This is a genomic window from Stenotrophomonas sp. YJH_SMC_135, assembly GCF_059372355.1.
This window is the reverse complement of record NZ_JCAFVN010000003.1, coordinates 23,892-39,345: the sequence shown is the minus strand read 5'-3', so window position 1 is coordinate 39,345 and position 15,454 is coordinate 23,892. Positions and strand designations below refer to the sequence as shown.

Here is a 15,454-nt window from a genome sequence, read left to right as displayed (position 1 = left end):
ACTCAGCCCGCCTTCGCCGGCTCCGCCTGCTCGCGGTCCAGGCGGCGCAGGAACACCTGCATTTCCTTGCGTGCCTGCTGGTCGCCCTTGCTGCCGGCCACGCTCAATCCGCGCTGCCAGGCTTCGCGCGCCGCCTGCGGCTGGCCACTGGCCAGCCAGGCCTTGCCCAGCAGCTTCCACGCCGCCGAGTACTGCGGATCAAGCACCACGCAACGGCCCAGATGGGTGGCCGCGCGCACCGGGTTGCCGGCATCCAGCCAGCCCTTGCCCAGGCCGAAGCGCAGCAGCGCGCCATCCTTGCCGGCGGCGAGCATGCATTCCAGAGCTTCGATGTTCATCCGCGCACCTCCACCAGCAGTTCGGCCGGGCCGGGCTGGAAGCGGCCGCGATGGAACAGCAGCGGCGCGCCGCCGTTCTCGTGCACGTCGATGATGCGGCCGGCCAGCAGCAGGTGATCGCCCACCGGCCACTGTGCGTGGCGGGTACAGGTGAGATGGGCCACGGCACCGGCGATGCGGGGTGGGGCGTCCTCGTCGTCATCCAGCAATGCCAGGCCGTCGAAGCGATTGCGGACCTGCGGATCGGCGAAGCGCCGGGCCAGCGCTTCCTGGTCGGCCGCCAGCACGCTGATTGCAAAGCGGGTGGCGCGCTGGAAGGTGGACAGGCTCTGCGCGTGCAGCGCCAGGTTCCACAGCACCAGCGGTGGCTGCAGCGAGACCGGTACGAACGAGTTGATGGTCAGGCCGACCGGCTTGCCCTGTGCATCGCGCGCGCAGACGATGGCCACGCCGGTCGGGAAATGGCCGAGCAGCCGCCGCAGGGCACGCGGCGGCATCTCGACCGACGGCACCGGCGCCGGTGCGGGGAAGACCCCCGCCCACGGCCCGGCGTACGGCACTGTCTCGCCGCTCATGAGGCCCGGGCCTGGCGGTAGCGCCGGCCGACCTCGGCCCAGTTGATGATGTTGAAGAACGCACCGATGTAGTCCGGGCGACGGTTCTGGTAGTGCAGGTAGTAGGCGTGTTCCCAGACGTCCAGCGCGAGGATCGGGGTATTGCCGGACAGGCCGACGGTTGCACCCATCAGCGGGCTGTCCTGGTTGGCGCTGCTTTCGACCTGCAGGCGGCCGTCGCGGTCACTGGTCAGCCAGGCCCAGCCGCTGCCGAAACGGGTCTGCGCGGCCTTGCTGAAGGCGTCCTTGAAGGCATCGAAGCTGCCCAGGTCACGGTCGATGGCGGTGGCCAGTTCCTCATCGGGTGCACCACCGTCGGTGCTGAGCACGGTCCAGAACAGGCTGTGATTGGCGTGGCCACCGCCGTTGTTGCGGACCGCGCCACGCTGCGCCTCGGGCACGGCACCGAGGTTGGCGATCAGCGCCTCGACCGGCTGCTCGGCGATGCCGGCCTGCTCGATGGCGGCATTGAGGTTGTTGACGTAGGCCTGGTGGTGCTTGCTGTGATGGATCTCCATCGTGCGCGCATCGAAGTGCGGCTCAAGGGCGTCGTAGGCGTAGGGGAGCGGGGGAAGCGAGTACGACATCGAAGCAATCTCCGTGGGGAAGGCCAGGGGCTGGCCGTGGGGAGATTGTTATCGCACCTCAACATTGGTTGAGGTCAAGGGGCGGGATTGAAATGCGTGCGCGTTCGTCGCCTTGATTCTTCCTGGCAGGCAGGGGCTGATGGGTCAGCGCAGGACACGCCGTGAACCCATCCATGGGGGCTCGATGGCGCCATCCGTGGCGCCAACGGTCCTGCGCTGACCCATCAGCCCCTGCAGGACAGCTCCCTGCGCTGGCGCGGAGACGGAGTCAAAGGCAGGAGCAGGAGCGGCATGGTAGTGCCGGCCGCTGGCCGGCAATCAGCGAAGGTCGGGTTGCCGGCCAGCGGCCGGCACTACCAGAACCCGCTTTTCGAATCCTCACCGGCGCGCTGTTGCGCTGCCCGCGCTCGCAGGAAACTGTCAGGAGGGGGCGGGGGGCGCTGGACAGGACCGTTGGCGCCAAGGATGGCGCCATCGAGCACCATGGAGGGGCTTTTGCGTGTCCTGGCCAGCGGCCCCCGCCCCCTCCCACACGGATCAACAAAAGCGCCGGCAGGCGAACCAGCCGCCAGCGCCTTCATCAACTCAACTCAACCAATCCTTGCACGCACCATCAACCTGTTCCCCGCACGCCTGCTGCATCCGCTGCTGCAGCCGCGCCAGTGTTTCGGCGCCCTGGTGCTTGCCGCTCCACGTCTTCAACTGCCCGGCCAGGCGCTCGAAACGCTGGCGGGTACGCTGGTGGTAGCCCGACGGCTGCGCTTCCAGTTCGGCGATCAGCGAGGCGGTGGCCTGCTCGATGCGTGGTGCATCATCCGGCGCCAGCTTCAACAGGCCCTCCACGTACAGCACGCCCCACTGTACGCGGGTGGCCGGGCCCTGCGCGCCATCGTAGGCGCGCTTCAGCCACTCCAGCGCACCGGCGGTGTCGCCGCGCTGCTCGGCCAGTTCGGCCAGCTCGGGCATGTAGTAGTACGGCTGTTCGCTGCGTTTCAGCTCGGCCAGCAACAGCGCCTCGGCGCCCGCGTCGTCGCCGACCTGGCGCAGTGCGTAGACCGCGCTGCTGATCGTGGCCTGGCGTGCATGCGCATCGGTGGCGGCGGCATCGGCAGCGGCCACGCGCTGCTTGACCCGCTCAACCAGGGCCGCGGGCAGTGCGCCGTTGGGCTGCTGCTGACGGGCCAGCGACACTTCGGTCCGCGCACGCGACAGCGCGTCGTCGGCACGGTTGCCGCGCTCGGCATCTGCGCGCTCCAGTGCGACCAGCAGCTGCTGCCCCAGCGTGTTGCTGGTGGCCGGGCCGGCGCTGGCCTGCTTGACCAGCGTCGCGCCCGCGTAGCCCAGCAGTTCGCGGTTACGACGGACTTCGGCAGGTTGCGCCAGCACTGCCTGCAGCAGCTCACGCACCTCGGTGGGCGAGCTGGCGGGCGTGTCGGCGGTGGCCAGGGCCAGCAGGGCGAAGCGGCGTTGCAGCGCCGCGTCGGGTGCGGCCTTGGACAGCTGGCGCAGCACATCCTGGCTCCTGCGCTCGCCGGCCAGGCGGTTGGCGTCGACTTCCCAGCCGTAATCGCCCAGCACCTGCCAGTCTTCGGCGGCCAGCCTGTCCGGCGTGGCCAGTGCCGTCGCCAGGGTGGCGGCGATGGCGCTGCGGCGCCCGGCCGCGACGGTCAGCGCACGGGTCAGTTCGGCCGCGTCGTTGCCGCCGGCCACGCGGGTGAGCTCATTGCGTTGTGGGTCCAGCACGATCAGGGTCGGATAGCCGCGCACCCCGAAGCGTTCGCCCCAAGCCTGTGCCCCTTCCTCGTCGCCATCCAGGTAGACCGGCACGAACTTGCCGGTCAACGCGATGAACGCCGGGTCCTTGAACAGGCCGGCCTTGAGCTGGTTGCACGGCGGGCACCAGACCGCGCCCCAGTACAGCAGCACCGGCTTTCCGCTGTCGGCGGCCTCGGCGAAGGCATCGTCCACATCGCCCTGGCGCCAGGCGATGGCGGACGCCGGCGCGGGCGCCTCGGCGGAGCTGGCGGTGGACACCGGGGCCGGGGTGCAGGCGCTCAGCGCCGAAGCCAGCAGCAACACGGAAAGCGCGACGCGCATCGGCGGCATCTCGAAGGGGGGACAGTCCATTGTAGGAATGGCCGGGGAGTGTGCTGATTCAGTTTGCTTATATCGGCCGTGCAGCGGGGCATGACACCCGCTGCCCTCAGGCGGCTGCCCGCACCATCTGCTGGTACACCAGCCCGTTGAACTCGCCGACATCACCGTCCAGCACGAAGCCATAGCGCAGGTAGGTAGGCACTGCGTTGAGCGAGGCGCGCACGGTCAGCACCGGTGTGCGCAGGTGCGGCAGCACGGCTTCGAACAGGGCATGGCCGATGCCCTGGCCCTGGCAGGCGGGATCGACGAACAGCATCGCCAGGTGGCGGCCTTCCTTCAGCTCTACCACGCCGAGGATGCGGCCATCCTGCTCGGCCACCAGGATGTGGTTGTCACCCTGCAGGCGTGCAGCGAACGCATCGGCGGCGGCGACACTGCCGAACGTAGCAATGCCGGCCGCGCTGAGCGAGGGCGCGACGGCCGCAGTGAATGCGGCCAGGCATACCGCGCTCATCGCGGGCAGGTCATCGATGTGGGCGGGGCGGATCCTCGGCATGCAGCGATCTTCATGTGGTGTGTGGCGTGTCATCGTCGCCGGTTGCCTGCACGCTAAGCTGGTCCCATGAGTGAATTCAATCCCGCCTACGCTTCGTTGTTTCCGCAACAGGGACTGAGCCTGGGCCTGATGACGCCCGTTGCGGCGCATGGGCTGGCCGATCCGGGCGCGGCGCGGCGCATTGCGCGGCTGGCCGACGATCTTGGTTTCGCCGCGTTGTGGGCGCGCGATGTACCGCTGATGGTGCCGCAGGGTCCGGACGCGACGGCGAGCGCGCTGGACGACCCCTTCCTGTGGCTGGGCATGCTGGCCGCCGCGACCACGCGCATCGTGGTCGGTACCGCCGCCATCGTGTTGCCGTTGCGCCAGCCGTTGCAGGTGGCGAAGTCGGCCTTGAGCCTGGACCGGATCAGTGCAGGGCGGTTCGTGCTGGGCCTGGGTTCGGGTGACCGCCCGGAAGAATTCGCCGCCTTCGGCGAGGATCTGGAGGGCAGGGCGACGACCTTCCGTGAGCGCTGGACGTTGCTGCGCGCGGCGTTGTCACCGGAGGCCGATGCGCGGACCGCCGTACTGCAGGCCACGGGTGGCTTCGACGTGCTGCCGGCGCCGGCAACCCGCATCCCGATGCTGGTGGTGGGTACCGCGCGGCAGAGCCTGCAGTGGATCGCGCGCGAGGCCGAAGGCTGGGCCACCTATCATCGTGAGGAGGCCGCGCAGGAGGGGCGCATCGGCCTGTGGCAGCAGGCGCTGGTGCAGCGTGGTGGCCCAGGCAAGCCGTTCGTGCAGTCGATGCTGCTGGATCTGCAGGCAGATCCGCAGGCGCCAGCCGAGCCGCTGCCGCTGGGCCTGAAGGTCGGCCGCGATGGCCTGCGTGACTATCTGCTGCGCGTGCATGGGCAGGGCGTGGCGCACGTGATGTTCAATCTGGTCGACAACGGGCGGCCGATGGACGCGGTGTTGCGTGAGATCGGGGAGCAGGTTCTGCCGAATATGCCCCGGTAGGTGTCCACCTGGGTGGACGCGCTTCATCGTTGCCAACGCTGCGCTCGCCGGTGTGCTGGAAGTCCGCATCTGCGTATCATTCGCATGTGATACCCCGCTGCCGGAGCCCCGTGTGACCCAACGTTCCCCCATGCACCCGAGCGGACGCCTGTTCGCCGCGGTCGCTTTCATCGAGGCCGTGACCTGGGCCGGCCTGCTCATCGGCATGTGGATGAAGTACGGCCCCATGGCCAACGTGGCGCTGGTGAAGCTGTTCGGACCCCTGCACGGCGTGGCGTTCCTGCTCTATGTGGCGGTGACGCTGTTCGCGGCGCTGCGCCTGCGCTGGCCGTGGTGGGCCAGTGCGCTGGCGCTACTGGCAGCCATCCCGCCGCTGGTGACGCTGCCATTGGAATGGTGGTTCAAGCGCCGTGGCCTGTTGGGCCTGCGCGCGGTGCGCTGAAGTCGCTGTTGCGTGCCCGTTCAAGAGAATGGGTATCAAATGCAAATACGAGCCGTTATCATTTGAGGATGGCGTCCGGTCCTGAGCAGGGCCGGCGCCGGGCGGGGCGCAGGTGCGCCCGGCGATCCCTTCCTGTTACGGCTGGTGTTCCATGCACGCACGTCCCGTCGTTCCCGGCTTGCCGGCGCTGGTAGTGGCCGCCCTGATCGGCACCATGGCGATGATGTCCTTCGTCGCCGTGATCGGTCCGGTGGTCCGCATGCTCGGGCTGTCCGAGTGGCATGCCGGACTGTCGGTCACCGCCGCGGGCGCGTTGTGGATGCTGGCCGCGCGCCCATGGGGCCAGCTCAGCGACCGCATCGGCCGCAAGCGCGTGCTGATGCTGGCGATGAGCGCCTACACCGTGGTCTACATCGCGCTGGCGGTGTTCATCGACGTTGCCCTGCAGGCGGTGCCGCCGGTACTGGTATCGGTGCTGGTGCTGGTCGGTGCGCGAGGCCTGATCGGCCTGTTCTACGCGGCGGTGCCGCCCACCGCAGCCGCGCTCATCGCCGACGAGGCACCGACCGGCCAACGTGCGAAATTCCTCGCCCGACTGGGCAGCGCCAATGCGCTGGGCATGGTGCTCGGGCCGGCCGCTGCCGGCTGGCTTGCCTATACCAACCTTTCGCTGGCGCTGTACGTGGCCGCGTTGCTGCCGCTGCTGGCACTGGCATTGCTGGCCTGGCGGCTGCCGGCTACACCGCCGGTGGTTGGCGCGTCCGCACAGCGCCGCGCGCCGATGAGCCGCCTCGACCCGCGCCTGCGCCTGCCGCAGCTGGCGGCGCTCATCGCCATGGTCTCGGTGACCATCGCGCAGGTGACGGTGGGCTTTTTCGCGATTGATCGCCTGGGCCTGGATGCTGCCGCTGGTGCACGCATGGCCGGCATCGCGCTGACCGCGGTCGGCATCGGCCTGATCCTGGCGCAGGCGCTGGTGATGAAGCTGGAGGTGCATCCGCGCCGCTGGATCATCCTCGGCGCGCTGATTTCCGGCATTGGCTTTGCTTCGGTGGCGGGCGTGCAGCAGGGCTGGCAGTTGCCGGCGGCATACGCGCTGGCCGCGTTCGGCATGGGCTTCGTATTCCCCTCGTTCCAGGCGCTGGCCGCCGACGCGGTGGAAGCGCACGAGCAGGGTGCCGCAGCGGGCACGGTCGCTGCCGCGCAGGGGCTGGGCATGGTGGCCGGGCCGATGCTCGGCACGCTGTTGTATCGCGGCGGGCCCAGCCTGCCATATCTGCTGGTCGGCGCGCTGCTGCTGTTGCTGTGCGCGCTGGCTGCAGCGCATCGGATGAAGGAGACCCCATGAACGATTCCCTGATGCAGGGCGCGTGGCCGGAGGCTGCGCCCGCGCCGCTGGAGAGCACTGACGACGCGTCGCTGTTCCTGCTGCAGCATGCCGGCCAGCATGTGCACGCACGCGGTTGCCGCCTCGCGCTGCCGGGTGGCGCGCTGGCAACCCTGGCGGAGCGCGTTGCGGCCTTCTTCGCCCAGCAGCGTGGCGGTCCGGGCCTGCTGGTCGGTGCGGTGCCATTCGAACCGCGTGCCGACGACGCGTTGTACCAGCCTGAGCGCCTGCTGCCGGCCCTGCCATTGCAACCACGGGCGGCGCCGGCGCTGCAGGGCCCGCTGCAGGCGGAGCCCGCAGCGCAGGACTATGCAGCCGCGGTCGCCGAGGCAGTGAAGGCGCTGCGCGCGCCCGACCAGGACCTGCACAAGGTGGTGCTGGCGCGCAGCCTGCTGGCGCACAGCCGCCATGCGCTGTCTCCAGAGGTGCTGCTGGCGCGGTTGGGCGCGGATCCCTCGGTGGCGACCTATGCGGTGCCGCTTCCGGTTGAACCGGGGCACGCACCGGCCTGGCTGGTCGGCGCAACACCGGAGCTGCTGCTGCGCAAGCGTGGCGCCGAGCTGTTGTCGCACCCGCTGGCCGGGTCCGCGCGCCGCAGTGCCGATGCCGCCGAGGACGAGCGCGCCGCGCAGGCGCTGCTGGCTTCGAACAAGGACCATGACGAGCACCGCCACGTGGTCGAGGCCATCATCGAGGGCCTGGCGCCGTACTGCAGCCACATCGATGCGCAGCCGCGCCCGGTGCTGCATGCCACCGCCAGCATGTGGCATCTCGGCACCCGCATCCACGCCACCCTGAAGGATCCGCAGACATCGGCGGCCGAGCTGCTGGCGCAGTTGCATCCCACGCCGGCGGTCTGCGGTACACCCCGGCTGGCGGCACTGCAGCGTATCCGCGAGCTTGAGCCGGTGCCGCGTGGCTTCTATGCCGGTGCGGTCGGCTGGCTGGATGCGAAAGGGGATGGTGACTGGTATGTGGCGATCCGCTGCGCACGCCTGCAGGGCACGCAGCTGCGCCTGTACGCCGGCGCCGGCATCGTTGCCCAGTCGCAGCCCGAGGCCGAGGTCGCCGAAACCGCGGCGAAGTTTGCCGCCCTGTTGAACGCGTTGGGCGTCCACGACGCCGCGCCCGTCATCGAGCCTGCTGCATGAACACGCCCACTGTTTCTTCCCGCCTGCCACTGCAGCAGGCTTGGCCCGATGCGCTGGTGGCGCGCTATCGCGAGGCGGGCTACTGGCGCGGCGAGACCTTCCCGGCGTTCCTGCGTGAGCGTGCGGGACGCTACGCTGATGACATCGCCGTGGTCGCTGGCGATGTGCGCCTGAGCTACGCGCAGCTGTGGCACGAGGCCGGTCGCATCGGTGCCGGACTGCTGGCACTCGGCCTGCAACCCGGTGAACGGGTGCTGGTACAGCTGGGCAACACCGCCGGGTTCATCGCCACCGTATGCGGGCTGTTCCGCGCCGGCCTGGTGCCGGTGTACGCGCTGCCGGCGCACCGCATCACCGAGCTGGTGCACTTCGCCAACAAGGCCGAAGCCAGTGCCTACATCACTGCCGACCTGCACGATGGCTTTGATCATCGCGGGCTGGCGCGGGCGCTGCAGGCCGAGGTGCCGGCGCTGCGCCACGTGGTCATCGATGGCGATGCAGCAGAGTTCACCGCGCTCGAGGCGCTGCAGGGAGACCGCAACCAGCTGCCGGCCGACCCGGACCCGCAGTCGGTGGCGTTCCTGCAGATCTCCGGCGGCAGCACCGGGCTGTCCAAGCTGATTCCACGCACCCACGACGACTACATCTACTCGTTCCGTGCCAGCAATGACCTCTGCGGCATCGACCGCGACAGCGTGTACCTGGTCGCGCTGCCGGCCGCGCACAACTTCCCCATGAGCTCGCCCGGTTTCTTCGGCGCGCTGTATGCCGGTGCCCGCGTGGTGCTCAGCCCCGGTCCGGGGCCGGACGCGGCCTTCCCGCTGATCGCGCGCGAGCAAGTGACCTGCTGTGGGCTGGTGCCGCCGCTGGCGCTGTTGTGGGCACAGGCCGCCGCCACCAGCAAGCACGACCTGTCCAGCCTGCAGGTACTGCAGGTAGGCGGGGCCAAACTGGTGCCGGAAGCCGCACGGCGGGTGATTGACGGTCTTGGCTGCACGCTGCAGCAGGTGTTCGGCATGGCCGAAGGCCTGGTGAACTACACACGGCTGGATGATCCGGAAGAACTGATCGTAGCCTGCCAGGGCCGGCCGATCAGCCCGGACGACGAGGTGCGCGTGGTCGATGACCATGACCAGCCGGTGCCGGAAGGCGAGGTAGGGCATCTGCTGACCCGCGGCCCGTACACCATCCGTGGCTACCACAACGATGCGGTGGCCAATGCGCGTTCGTTCACCGACGACGGCTTCTACCGCACCGGCGACCGCGTGCAGCAGCTGCCCGGAGGCTACCTGGTGGTGCAGGGCCGTGCCGGTGACCACATCAACCGGGCGGGCGAGAAAATCTCCGCCGAGGAGATCGAAGATCACCTTCTGGCCCACCCCGGCGTGTTCGACGCCGCCGTGGTCTCCATTCCTGACGAGTATCTCGGGGAGCGCAGCTGCGCGTTCGTGATCCAGCAGGGTGAGCCGTTCAAGGCGCCGGCGCTGAAGTCCTGGATGCGCGGGCGCGGCCTGGCCGCGTTCAAGGTGCCCGACCAGGTCGTGTTCGTCGACAGTTTCGATACCACCGCGGTCGGCAAGATCAGCCGCCGCGAACTGCGCGCGCAGCTGCGTGCGCGTCATCTGCAACAGACAGGAGGAACGCGCTGATGGCGCTGCCCCGTATCACCGATTACCCCTTGCCGACTGCCGCCGAACTGCCGCAGGCGCGCGGCCCGTGGCGCCCGCAGCGCGATCGTGTCGCGCTGCTGGTGCACGACATGCAGCGCTATTTCCTGGCCGCATTCGACGCCGGCAACGCACCGCTGCGGCCGGTAGTGGACAACATCGCACGGCTGCTGGCGCATTGCCGCGCGCACGGCATTCCGGTGTTCTACACCGCCCAGCATGGCGACCAGGACCGCCGTGACCGTGGCCTGCAGGCCGACCTGTGGGGACCAGGCATGCGTCGCAGCGCCGACCATGAACCAATCATCGAGGCACTGGCACCGCAGCCTGGCGAGCACGTGCTGGTGAAGCACCGCTACAGCGCGTTCCAGCGCAGCAACCTGGAGACGCTGATGCGGGTGCGTGGACGCGACCAGCTGCTGGTCACTGGCGTGTATGCGCATATAGGCTGCACGGCCACCGTGGTCGAAGCCTTCCAGCGCGACATCGAGGCGTTCATCGCGGCCGATGCGGTAGCGGATTTCTCGCGCGCCGATCACGATCAGGCGCTGCACTGGATCGCACGCACCTGTGGCGTGCCGATGACCACCGACCAGTTGCTGGAGGTGCTGTGATGGCTGCCACCGCTGAGATGCTGGATCTGGAGCGGATGCGTGCCGACGTGGCGCGCGTTCTGGAATGTACGCCGGCCGAGATCGGTGACGACGACAACCTGATCGACCTGGACCTGGACTCGATGCGCATGCTCGGCCTGGTCCTGGCCTGGGGCAACACCGGCCTGCCGCTGGAGTTCTCGCAGTTGGCCGAACACACCACGCTGCGCCAGTGGTGGAACGTTGTGCAGACGCTGCAGGCCGCGCAGAACGCATGAACGCCGCTGCGCTGGCCACGCCGGTGGCATTGACCGAGGCCCAGGCCGGACTGTGGTTTGCACAGCGGCTGGCGCCGGACAATCCGTCATTCAATACCGCGCACGCGGTGTGGATCGATGGCCCGCTGGACGTGACCGCGTTCGTCACAGCGGCAGACCAGGCTGCGGGCGAAGCCCAGGCCTTTGCGCTGCGCTTTGCCGAAGGGGCCGATGGCCAGCCGCTGCAGTGGTACGACCCGGCACACGTGCCGCTGCTTTCGGTGCGCGATGTTTCCACCGCGGCGGATCCCACCGCGGCGGCACGCAACCTGATGCAGGCCGATCGGCTCAGCGCGGTCGATCCGACCCGCGACCGGATCAGCCAGCAGGTGTTGTTTGACCTGGGCGGGCAGCGCTGGGTCTGGTACCTGCGCGTGCATCATCTGGCCGCCGATGGCTACGGCATGGCGCTGTTCACCGATCGCGTGTGCGCGTTGCATGCCGGTCGCATGGCTGAACCGCTGCCAGGGCTGGCGGGCGTGCTGGCGGATGACGCCGCCTATCGTGCCGACCCGCGTCGTGCGCAGGCCGGGCGCTGGTGGCGCGAGCAGTTGCAGGGGGCGCCGGCGGGCGTGGGCCTGGCAGGCACCGTGGCGGCCAGCGACGATGCGCTGCGCTGGGTGCGGCCGCTCGATGCGGCCTTCCGCGAGCAGCTGCTGCAGGCGTCGGTACGTTGGCTGCAGCCCTGGCCGGATGTGCTGGCCGCGCTGGCGGCCGAGTACCTGCGGCGGATGAGCGCTGCCGATGAAGTGGTGCTGGGCGTGCCCTACATGGGCCGGCTCGGCAACGCGTCGGCGCGGGTGCCGGCGATGGTGATGAACGTGTTGCCGCTGCGCGTAGCGGCCGGCGAGGGCAGCGTCGAGGCCTTCACCCGCGGCCTGGGCCGGCAGCTCAGCCAGGGTCGCAAGCATGGCCGTTACCGCAGTGAGCAGCTGCGCCGGGACCTGGGGCTGGTCGGCGCGCAGCAGCGCCTGCACGGTCCGCTGGTGAATGTGCAGCCGTTCTACAAGCCGCTGGCGCTGGCCGGCGCGCAGGCAACGCTGGAGGTGCTGTGCACCGGGCCGGTGGATGATCTGACACTGGGCTTCCGTGGCGATGGCCAGCACCTTCTCGATCTGGAGATCGAGGCCAATCCCGCGATGTACAGTCGCGAGGATGTCGAGGCGCATGCAGCGCGGTTGCTGCATTTCGTGTCGGCAGCATTGCAGGCTGACGATATCGCAGCCGTGCCTCTGGCGTCGCTTGAGGAGGCGCAGCAGGTGCTGCACGGTTTCAATGCCACCGCGCATGCGCTTCCCGAGACTACCCTGGTTGAACTGCTGCAGCAGGGCATGGATCGGGATCCGCACGCGCCGGCGCTGGTGTTCGGCGACACTACGCTCGACTATGCAACGCTGGAAGCACGCAGTTTTGCGCTTGCCGCACAACTGCGCGGCATGGGCGTCGGCCCGGGCAGCGTAGTCGCGGTGGCATTGCCGCGCTCGCTGGAACTGGTGCTCGCGCTGGTCGCGGTGCTACGCGCAGGCGCGGCCTATCTTCCGCTGGACCTTGCCCATCCCGATGAGCGGTTGGCACGTATTCTTGCGTCGGCGCAGCCGGTGTGCGTACTGGCTGCGCCAGACGTATCGGTGCGCATGGCCGGTGTGCCGGTGCTCGCGCCGGAGCAGTGGACCGCGCTGAGTTTTGCAGCGCCATGGGCGGATCCTGCGCCCAGCGATGCCGCCTATGTGATCTATACCTCCGGTTCGACCGGCGAGCCCAAGGGCGTGGTCGTCGAACACCGCGCGATCGTCAATCGCCTGCTGTGGATGCGCGAGCAGTACGGCATCGGCGCCGATGACCGCGTGCTGCAGAAGACCCCGGCCACCTTCGATGTCTCGGTCTGGGAATTCTTCCTGCCGCTGCTGTGCGGGGCTACGCTGGTGGTTGCCGGGCCGGACGCGCATCGCGATCCCACCGAGCTGGCGCGCTTGATCCGGGGCCATGGCATCACCACGGCGCATTTCGTGCCGTCGATGCTCGACGCCTTCCTCGCTGCGCCGGCTTCTGCAGGGCTGCAGCTGCGCCGCGTATTCACCAGCGGCGAGGCGCTGGACGCTGCGTTGCGAGACCGCTTCCATGCGCGCGTGCACGCAGAACTGCACAACCTGTACGGCCCGACCGAGGCCGCAGTGGATGTCAGCTATTGGCCGGCGTCAGCGCAGGATCGCTCGCGGCCGGTGCCGATCGGCTTCCCGGTCTGGAACACCCGCCTGTACGTGCTGGACGCCCGGATGCAGCCGGTGCCGGTCGGTGTGGCCGGTGACCTGTACCTGGGCGGCGTGCAGCTGGCACGCGGCTATCTCGGTCGCGACGATCTGACCGCCGAACGCTTCCTTGCCGATCCTTTCCTGGCGGGCGAGCGCATCTACCGCACCGGCGACGTGGCGCGCTGGCGCCGCGATGGTGCGGTGGAGTACCTGGGCCGCAGCGACCATCAGGTGAAACTGCGCGGCCTGCGCATCGAACTGGGCGAGATCGAGGCGGCTTTGCGCGAACTGCCGGGCATGGAACGGGTGGAAGTGCTGCTACGCCAGGATGCTCCCGGCGAAGCGCGTCTGGTGGCCTATGTGCCGACCGCGCTTGCCGATGCCGTAATGCTGCGCAGCCACCTCGCCACGCGTGTGCCGGACTACATGGTGCCCTCGGCCATCGTTGGTGTGGACCACTGGCCGGTGACCGCCAACGGCAAGCTCGACCGCAACGCGTTGCCGAAGCCACCGCAACGTGAAGTTGCCGGCTTGGCGCCGCGCACGCCGTTGGAACAGGAGCTGGCGTTGCTGTTCGCACAGGCGCTTGGGCGTGAGGCGCCGGTGGCGGTGGATGCGGACTTCTTCAGTCTCGGCGGTGACTCGCTGTCGGCGGTGCACCTGCTGCTGGCGATCGAGCAGCGCTGGCGCTGCGATCTGGGTTTGGGCGCCTTGTTTGCCCAGCCCACCGTGGCCGCGCTGGCGGTTCGTATTGCCGCGCCACCCGCGCTGGCCGATCACGCGCTGGGGCCGGTGATCGCGCTGGCCGCAACCGACGCTGCCGGGCCCACTCCGCTGTTCGTGCTGCACCCGGCCGGTGGCATCGCCTGGAACTACCGCACCCTCGCCCGGGCACTGCAACCAGCCCGCCCGGTGTATGGCCTGCAGTCGCCGGCACTGGACGCGCGGCTGCCACTGCCGAGCAGCATCGAGGCGATGGCCAACGATTACGTACAGCGCGTGGTCGCACTACAGCCGAAGGGGCCGGTGCATCTGCTGGGCTGGTCGGTGGGCGGCATCCTCGCCCAGGCGATGGCGGTGCGGCTGCATGAGATCGGCCGCGACGTCGGCGAACTGGTGCTGCTGGACGCCTATCCCAGCGAGTGCTGGCGGGCCGAGCCTGAACCGGACGCCGTCGCCGCACTGCGGGCACTACTGGCGATTGCCGGCCATGACCCGGATGCGCATCCGGAACTGGACAGTCGTGAACGCATACTCGCGTTCCTGCGTCGCGGCGGTAGTGCACTGGGCAGCCTGCCGGATGTGGTGCTTGACGGCGTGGTGCGCGCGGTGACCGGTACCAACCGGCTGATCCGCGAACACATCCACCAACCGTTCGACGGCACGCTGGTGCACGTCCGCGCTGGCCGGGATCACCAGGCGCGGCCACAGCTGCAGTCGGCGTTGTGGCGGACCCACGCGCGCAAGGTGCAGGCACTGGAGCTGCCGTTTCTGCACGCCGAACTGACCGGCCGCGATGCGGTGGCGCAGCTGGCGCCGTGGTTGTCGGCGCGGTTGCGCCACTGGGACGAGCAACAGGAGACCGCAACATGAAATTGACCGGTTTTGAAGGTCGTGTGGCGCTGGTGACCGGCGCTGCCGGCGGCATCGGCGAGGCACTGGTACGGTTGCTGGCCGCGGCCGGTTGCACCGTGGTGGCGACCGATCGCGAGGCACCCATGTTCGCGGATGCACGTGTGCAGGCGTTTGCTCTTGACGTGACCGACAGTGAGGCCGTCGACGCCTTGGTGGATCGGGTCGAGTCCAGCATCGGACCGATCATGCTGGCCGCCAGCGTGGCCGGTGTGCTGCATGTGGGCGGCGTGACCGAGACCGGCGATGACGACTGGCGCCGGGTGTTCGCGGTGAACACCGACGGCGTGTTCCATGTCGGGCGTGCTCTGGCGGGGGTGATGTCGCCGCGCGGGCAGGGCGCGATGGTTACCGTCAGCTCGAATGCGGCCGGTGTGCCGCGACACGGGATGGCCGCCTATGCGGCATCCAAGGCCGCCGCCACCATGTTCACCCGCTGCCTCGGGCTGGAGCTGGCGCCGTTGGGCATCCGCTGCAACATCGTCGCCCCGGGATCGACGTTGACCCCGATGCAGACCGGCATGTGGCAGGACGAGCACGGTGCCGAGCGGGTGATCGCCGGCAGCCTGGAGACCTACAAGGCCGGTATTCCACTGCGCAAGCTGGCCACCCCCGAGGACATCGCGCACTCGGTGATGTTCCTGCTCTCGGAACAGGCCGGGCACGTGGCCATGAGCGACCTGTACGTCGACGGCGGCGCCACCCTGCGCGGCTGAGCCCCGACCGCCGCCTGCCGGCAATGGTAGTGCCGGCCGCTGGCCGGCAACCTACGGCCCCCGGTAGTGCCGGCCGCTGGCCGGCAACCTCATTCACCTTCAGACA

Annotated in this window: 14 protein-coding genes; 9 read left to right on the top strand and 5 right to left on the bottom strand. The window is 69.3% G+C overall.

The window, feature by feature from the left end:
* Positions 1-2: 2 nt before the first annotated feature.
* The 5 genes from AC5P98_RS11100 to AC5P98_RS11080 all read right to left on the bottom strand — a co-directional run bounded on the left by AC5P98_RS11100 (position 3) and on the right by AC5P98_RS11080 (position 4,192).
* The gene (locus AC5P98_RS11100; RefSeq protein WP_014647429.1) at positions 3-338 is read right to left on the bottom strand and encodes a tetratricopeptide repeat protein; all 336 of its coding nucleotides are present in this window, start codon (positions 336-338) and stop codon (positions 3-5) included.
* Complete coding sequence (locus AC5P98_RS11095) at positions 335-913, bottom strand: flavin reductase family protein (protein ID WP_032962524.1); 579 nt, start codon at positions 911-913, stop codon at positions 335-337. Before AC5P98_RS11095 ends, AC5P98_RS11100 begins: the two co-directional genes overlap by 4 nt.
* Positions 910-1,539: a superoxide dismutase gene (locus AC5P98_RS11090; protein ID WP_049407456.1), complete on the bottom strand. Its 630-nt coding sequence runs from the start codon at positions 1,537-1,539 to the stop codon at positions 910-912. The genes AC5P98_RS11095 and AC5P98_RS11090 overlap by 4 nt, the downstream gene beginning before the upstream one ends.
* A gap of 585 nt (positions 1,540-2,124) precedes the next feature.
* The gene (locus AC5P98_RS11085) at positions 2,125-3,645 is read right to left on the bottom strand and encodes a thioredoxin family protein (protein ID WP_049407240.1); all 1,521 of its coding nucleotides are present in this window, start codon (positions 3,643-3,645) and stop codon (positions 2,125-2,127) included.
* A 97-nt stretch (positions 3,646-3,742) separates the two neighbouring features.
* On the bottom strand, positions 3,743-4,192 hold the full coding sequence (locus AC5P98_RS11080; RefSeq protein ID WP_032962518.1) for a GNAT family N-acetyltransferase: 450 nt from the start codon (positions 4,190-4,192) through the stop codon (positions 3,743-3,745).
* Positions 4,193-4,258: 66 nt separating this feature from the next.
* Between AC5P98_RS11080 and AC5P98_RS11075 the strand changes: the two genes are divergently transcribed.
* From AC5P98_RS11075 to AC5P98_RS11035, 9 genes are all read left to right on the top strand, one after another.
* On the top strand, positions 4,259-5,194 hold the full coding sequence (locus tag AC5P98_RS11075) for a TIGR03571 family LLM class oxidoreductase (RefSeq protein ID WP_049439386.1): 936 nt from the start codon (positions 4,259-4,261) through the stop codon (positions 5,192-5,194).
* Positions 5,195-5,324: 130 nt separating this feature from the next.
* Positions 5,325-5,636, top strand: coding sequence for a DUF3817 domain-containing protein (locus AC5P98_RS11070; RefSeq protein WP_041863547.1), 312 nt, complete (start codon positions 5,325-5,327; stop codon positions 5,634-5,636).
* 151 nt (positions 5,637-5,787) lie between these two features.
* A complete protein-coding gene (locus tag AC5P98_RS11065; RefSeq protein WP_495230023.1) occupies positions 5,788-6,984 on the top strand; it encodes an MFS transporter in 1,197 nt (398 codons plus the stop codon).
* Entirely contained in the window at positions 6,981-8,174 is a 1,194-nt protein-coding gene (locus AC5P98_RS11060) for an isochorismate synthase (RefSeq protein ID WP_049407228.1), read from the top strand. The genes AC5P98_RS11065 and AC5P98_RS11060 overlap by 4 nt, the downstream gene beginning before the upstream one ends.
* Complete coding sequence (locus tag AC5P98_RS11055; RefSeq protein ID WP_049407225.1) at positions 8,171-9,823, top strand: (2,3-dihydroxybenzoyl)adenylate synthase; 1,653 nt, start codon at positions 8,171-8,173, stop codon at positions 9,821-9,823. The genes AC5P98_RS11060 and AC5P98_RS11055 overlap by 4 nt, the downstream gene beginning before the upstream one ends.
* Complete coding sequence (locus AC5P98_RS11050) at positions 9,823-10,455, top strand: isochorismatase family protein (RefSeq protein ID WP_049407222.1); 633 nt, start codon at positions 9,823-9,825, stop codon at positions 10,453-10,455. Before AC5P98_RS11055 ends, AC5P98_RS11050 begins: the two co-directional genes overlap by 1 nt.
* Positions 10,455-10,712: a phosphopantetheine-binding protein gene (locus AC5P98_RS11045; RefSeq protein WP_049407220.1), complete on the top strand. Its 258-nt coding sequence runs from the start codon at positions 10,455-10,457 to the stop codon at positions 10,710-10,712. The genes AC5P98_RS11050 and AC5P98_RS11045 overlap by 1 nt, the downstream gene beginning before the upstream one ends.
* Positions 10,709-14,593: an enterobactin synthase subunit F gene (locus tag AC5P98_RS11040; protein WP_495230021.1), complete on the top strand. Its 3,885-nt coding sequence runs from the start codon at positions 10,709-10,711 to the stop codon at positions 14,591-14,593. Before AC5P98_RS11045 ends, AC5P98_RS11040 begins: the two co-directional genes overlap by 4 nt.
* Positions 14,590-15,348: a 2,3-dihydro-2,3-dihydroxybenzoate dehydrogenase gene (locus tag AC5P98_RS11035; protein ID WP_049407215.1), complete on the top strand. Its 759-nt coding sequence runs from the start codon at positions 14,590-14,592 to the stop codon at positions 15,346-15,348. Before AC5P98_RS11040 ends, AC5P98_RS11035 begins: the two co-directional genes overlap by 4 nt.
* The last annotated feature ends 106 nt before the right edge of the window (positions 15,349-15,454 follow it).

Excerpts from the sequence above, each read along its gene's own strand:
- AC5P98_RS11065 (WP_495230023.1), top strand. The coding sequence starts at position 5,788 with ATGCACGCACGTCCCGTCGTTCCCGGCTTGCCGGCGCTGGTAGTGGCC.
- AC5P98_RS11060 (WP_049407228.1), top strand. The coding sequence starts at position 6,981 with ATGAACGATTCCCTGATGCAGGGCGCGTGGCCGGAGGCTGCGCCCGCG.
- AC5P98_RS11040 (WP_495230021.1), top strand. The coding sequence starts at position 10,709 with ATGAACGCCGCTGCGCTGGCCACGCCGGTGGCATTGACCGAGGCCCAG.
- AC5P98_RS11045 (WP_049407220.1), top strand. The coding sequence starts at position 10,455 with ATGGCTGCCACCGCTGAGATGCTGGATCTGGAGCGGATGCGTGCCGAC.
- AC5P98_RS11035 (WP_049407215.1), top strand. The coding sequence starts at position 14,590 with ATGAAATTGACCGGTTTTGAAGGTCGTGTGGCGCTGGTGACCGGCGCT.
- AC5P98_RS11055 (WP_049407225.1), top strand. The coding sequence starts at position 8,171 with ATGAACACGCCCACTGTTTCTTCCCGCCTGCCACTGCAGCAGGCTTGG.
- AC5P98_RS11090 (WP_049407456.1), bottom strand. The coding sequence starts at position 1,539 with ATGTCGTACTCGCTTCCCCCGCTCCCCTACGCCTACGACGCCCTTGAG.
- AC5P98_RS11085 (WP_049407240.1), bottom strand. The coding sequence starts at position 3,645 with ATGCCGCCGATGCGCGTCGCGCTTTCCGTGTTGCTGCTGGCTTCGGCG.
- AC5P98_RS11070 (WP_041863547.1), top strand. The coding sequence starts at position 5,325 with ATGCACCCGAGCGGACGCCTGTTCGCCGCGGTCGCTTTCATCGAGGCC.
- AC5P98_RS11075 (WP_049439386.1), top strand. The coding sequence starts at position 4,259 with ATGAGTGAATTCAATCCCGCCTACGCTTCGTTGTTTCCGCAACAGGGA.
- AC5P98_RS11080 (WP_032962518.1), bottom strand. The coding sequence starts at position 4,192 with ATGCCGAGGATCCGCCCCGCCCACATCGATGACCTGCCCGCGATGAGC.
- AC5P98_RS11095 (WP_032962524.1), bottom strand. The coding sequence starts at position 913 with ATGAGCGGCGAGACAGTGCCGTACGCCGGGCCGTGGGCGGGGGTCTTC.
- AC5P98_RS11050 (WP_049407222.1), top strand. The coding sequence starts at position 9,823 with ATGGCGCTGCCCCGTATCACCGATTACCCCTTGCCGACTGCCGCCGAA.
- AC5P98_RS11100 (WP_014647429.1), bottom strand. The coding sequence starts at position 338 with ATGAACATCGAAGCTCTGGAATGCATGCTCGCCGCCGGCAAGGATGGC.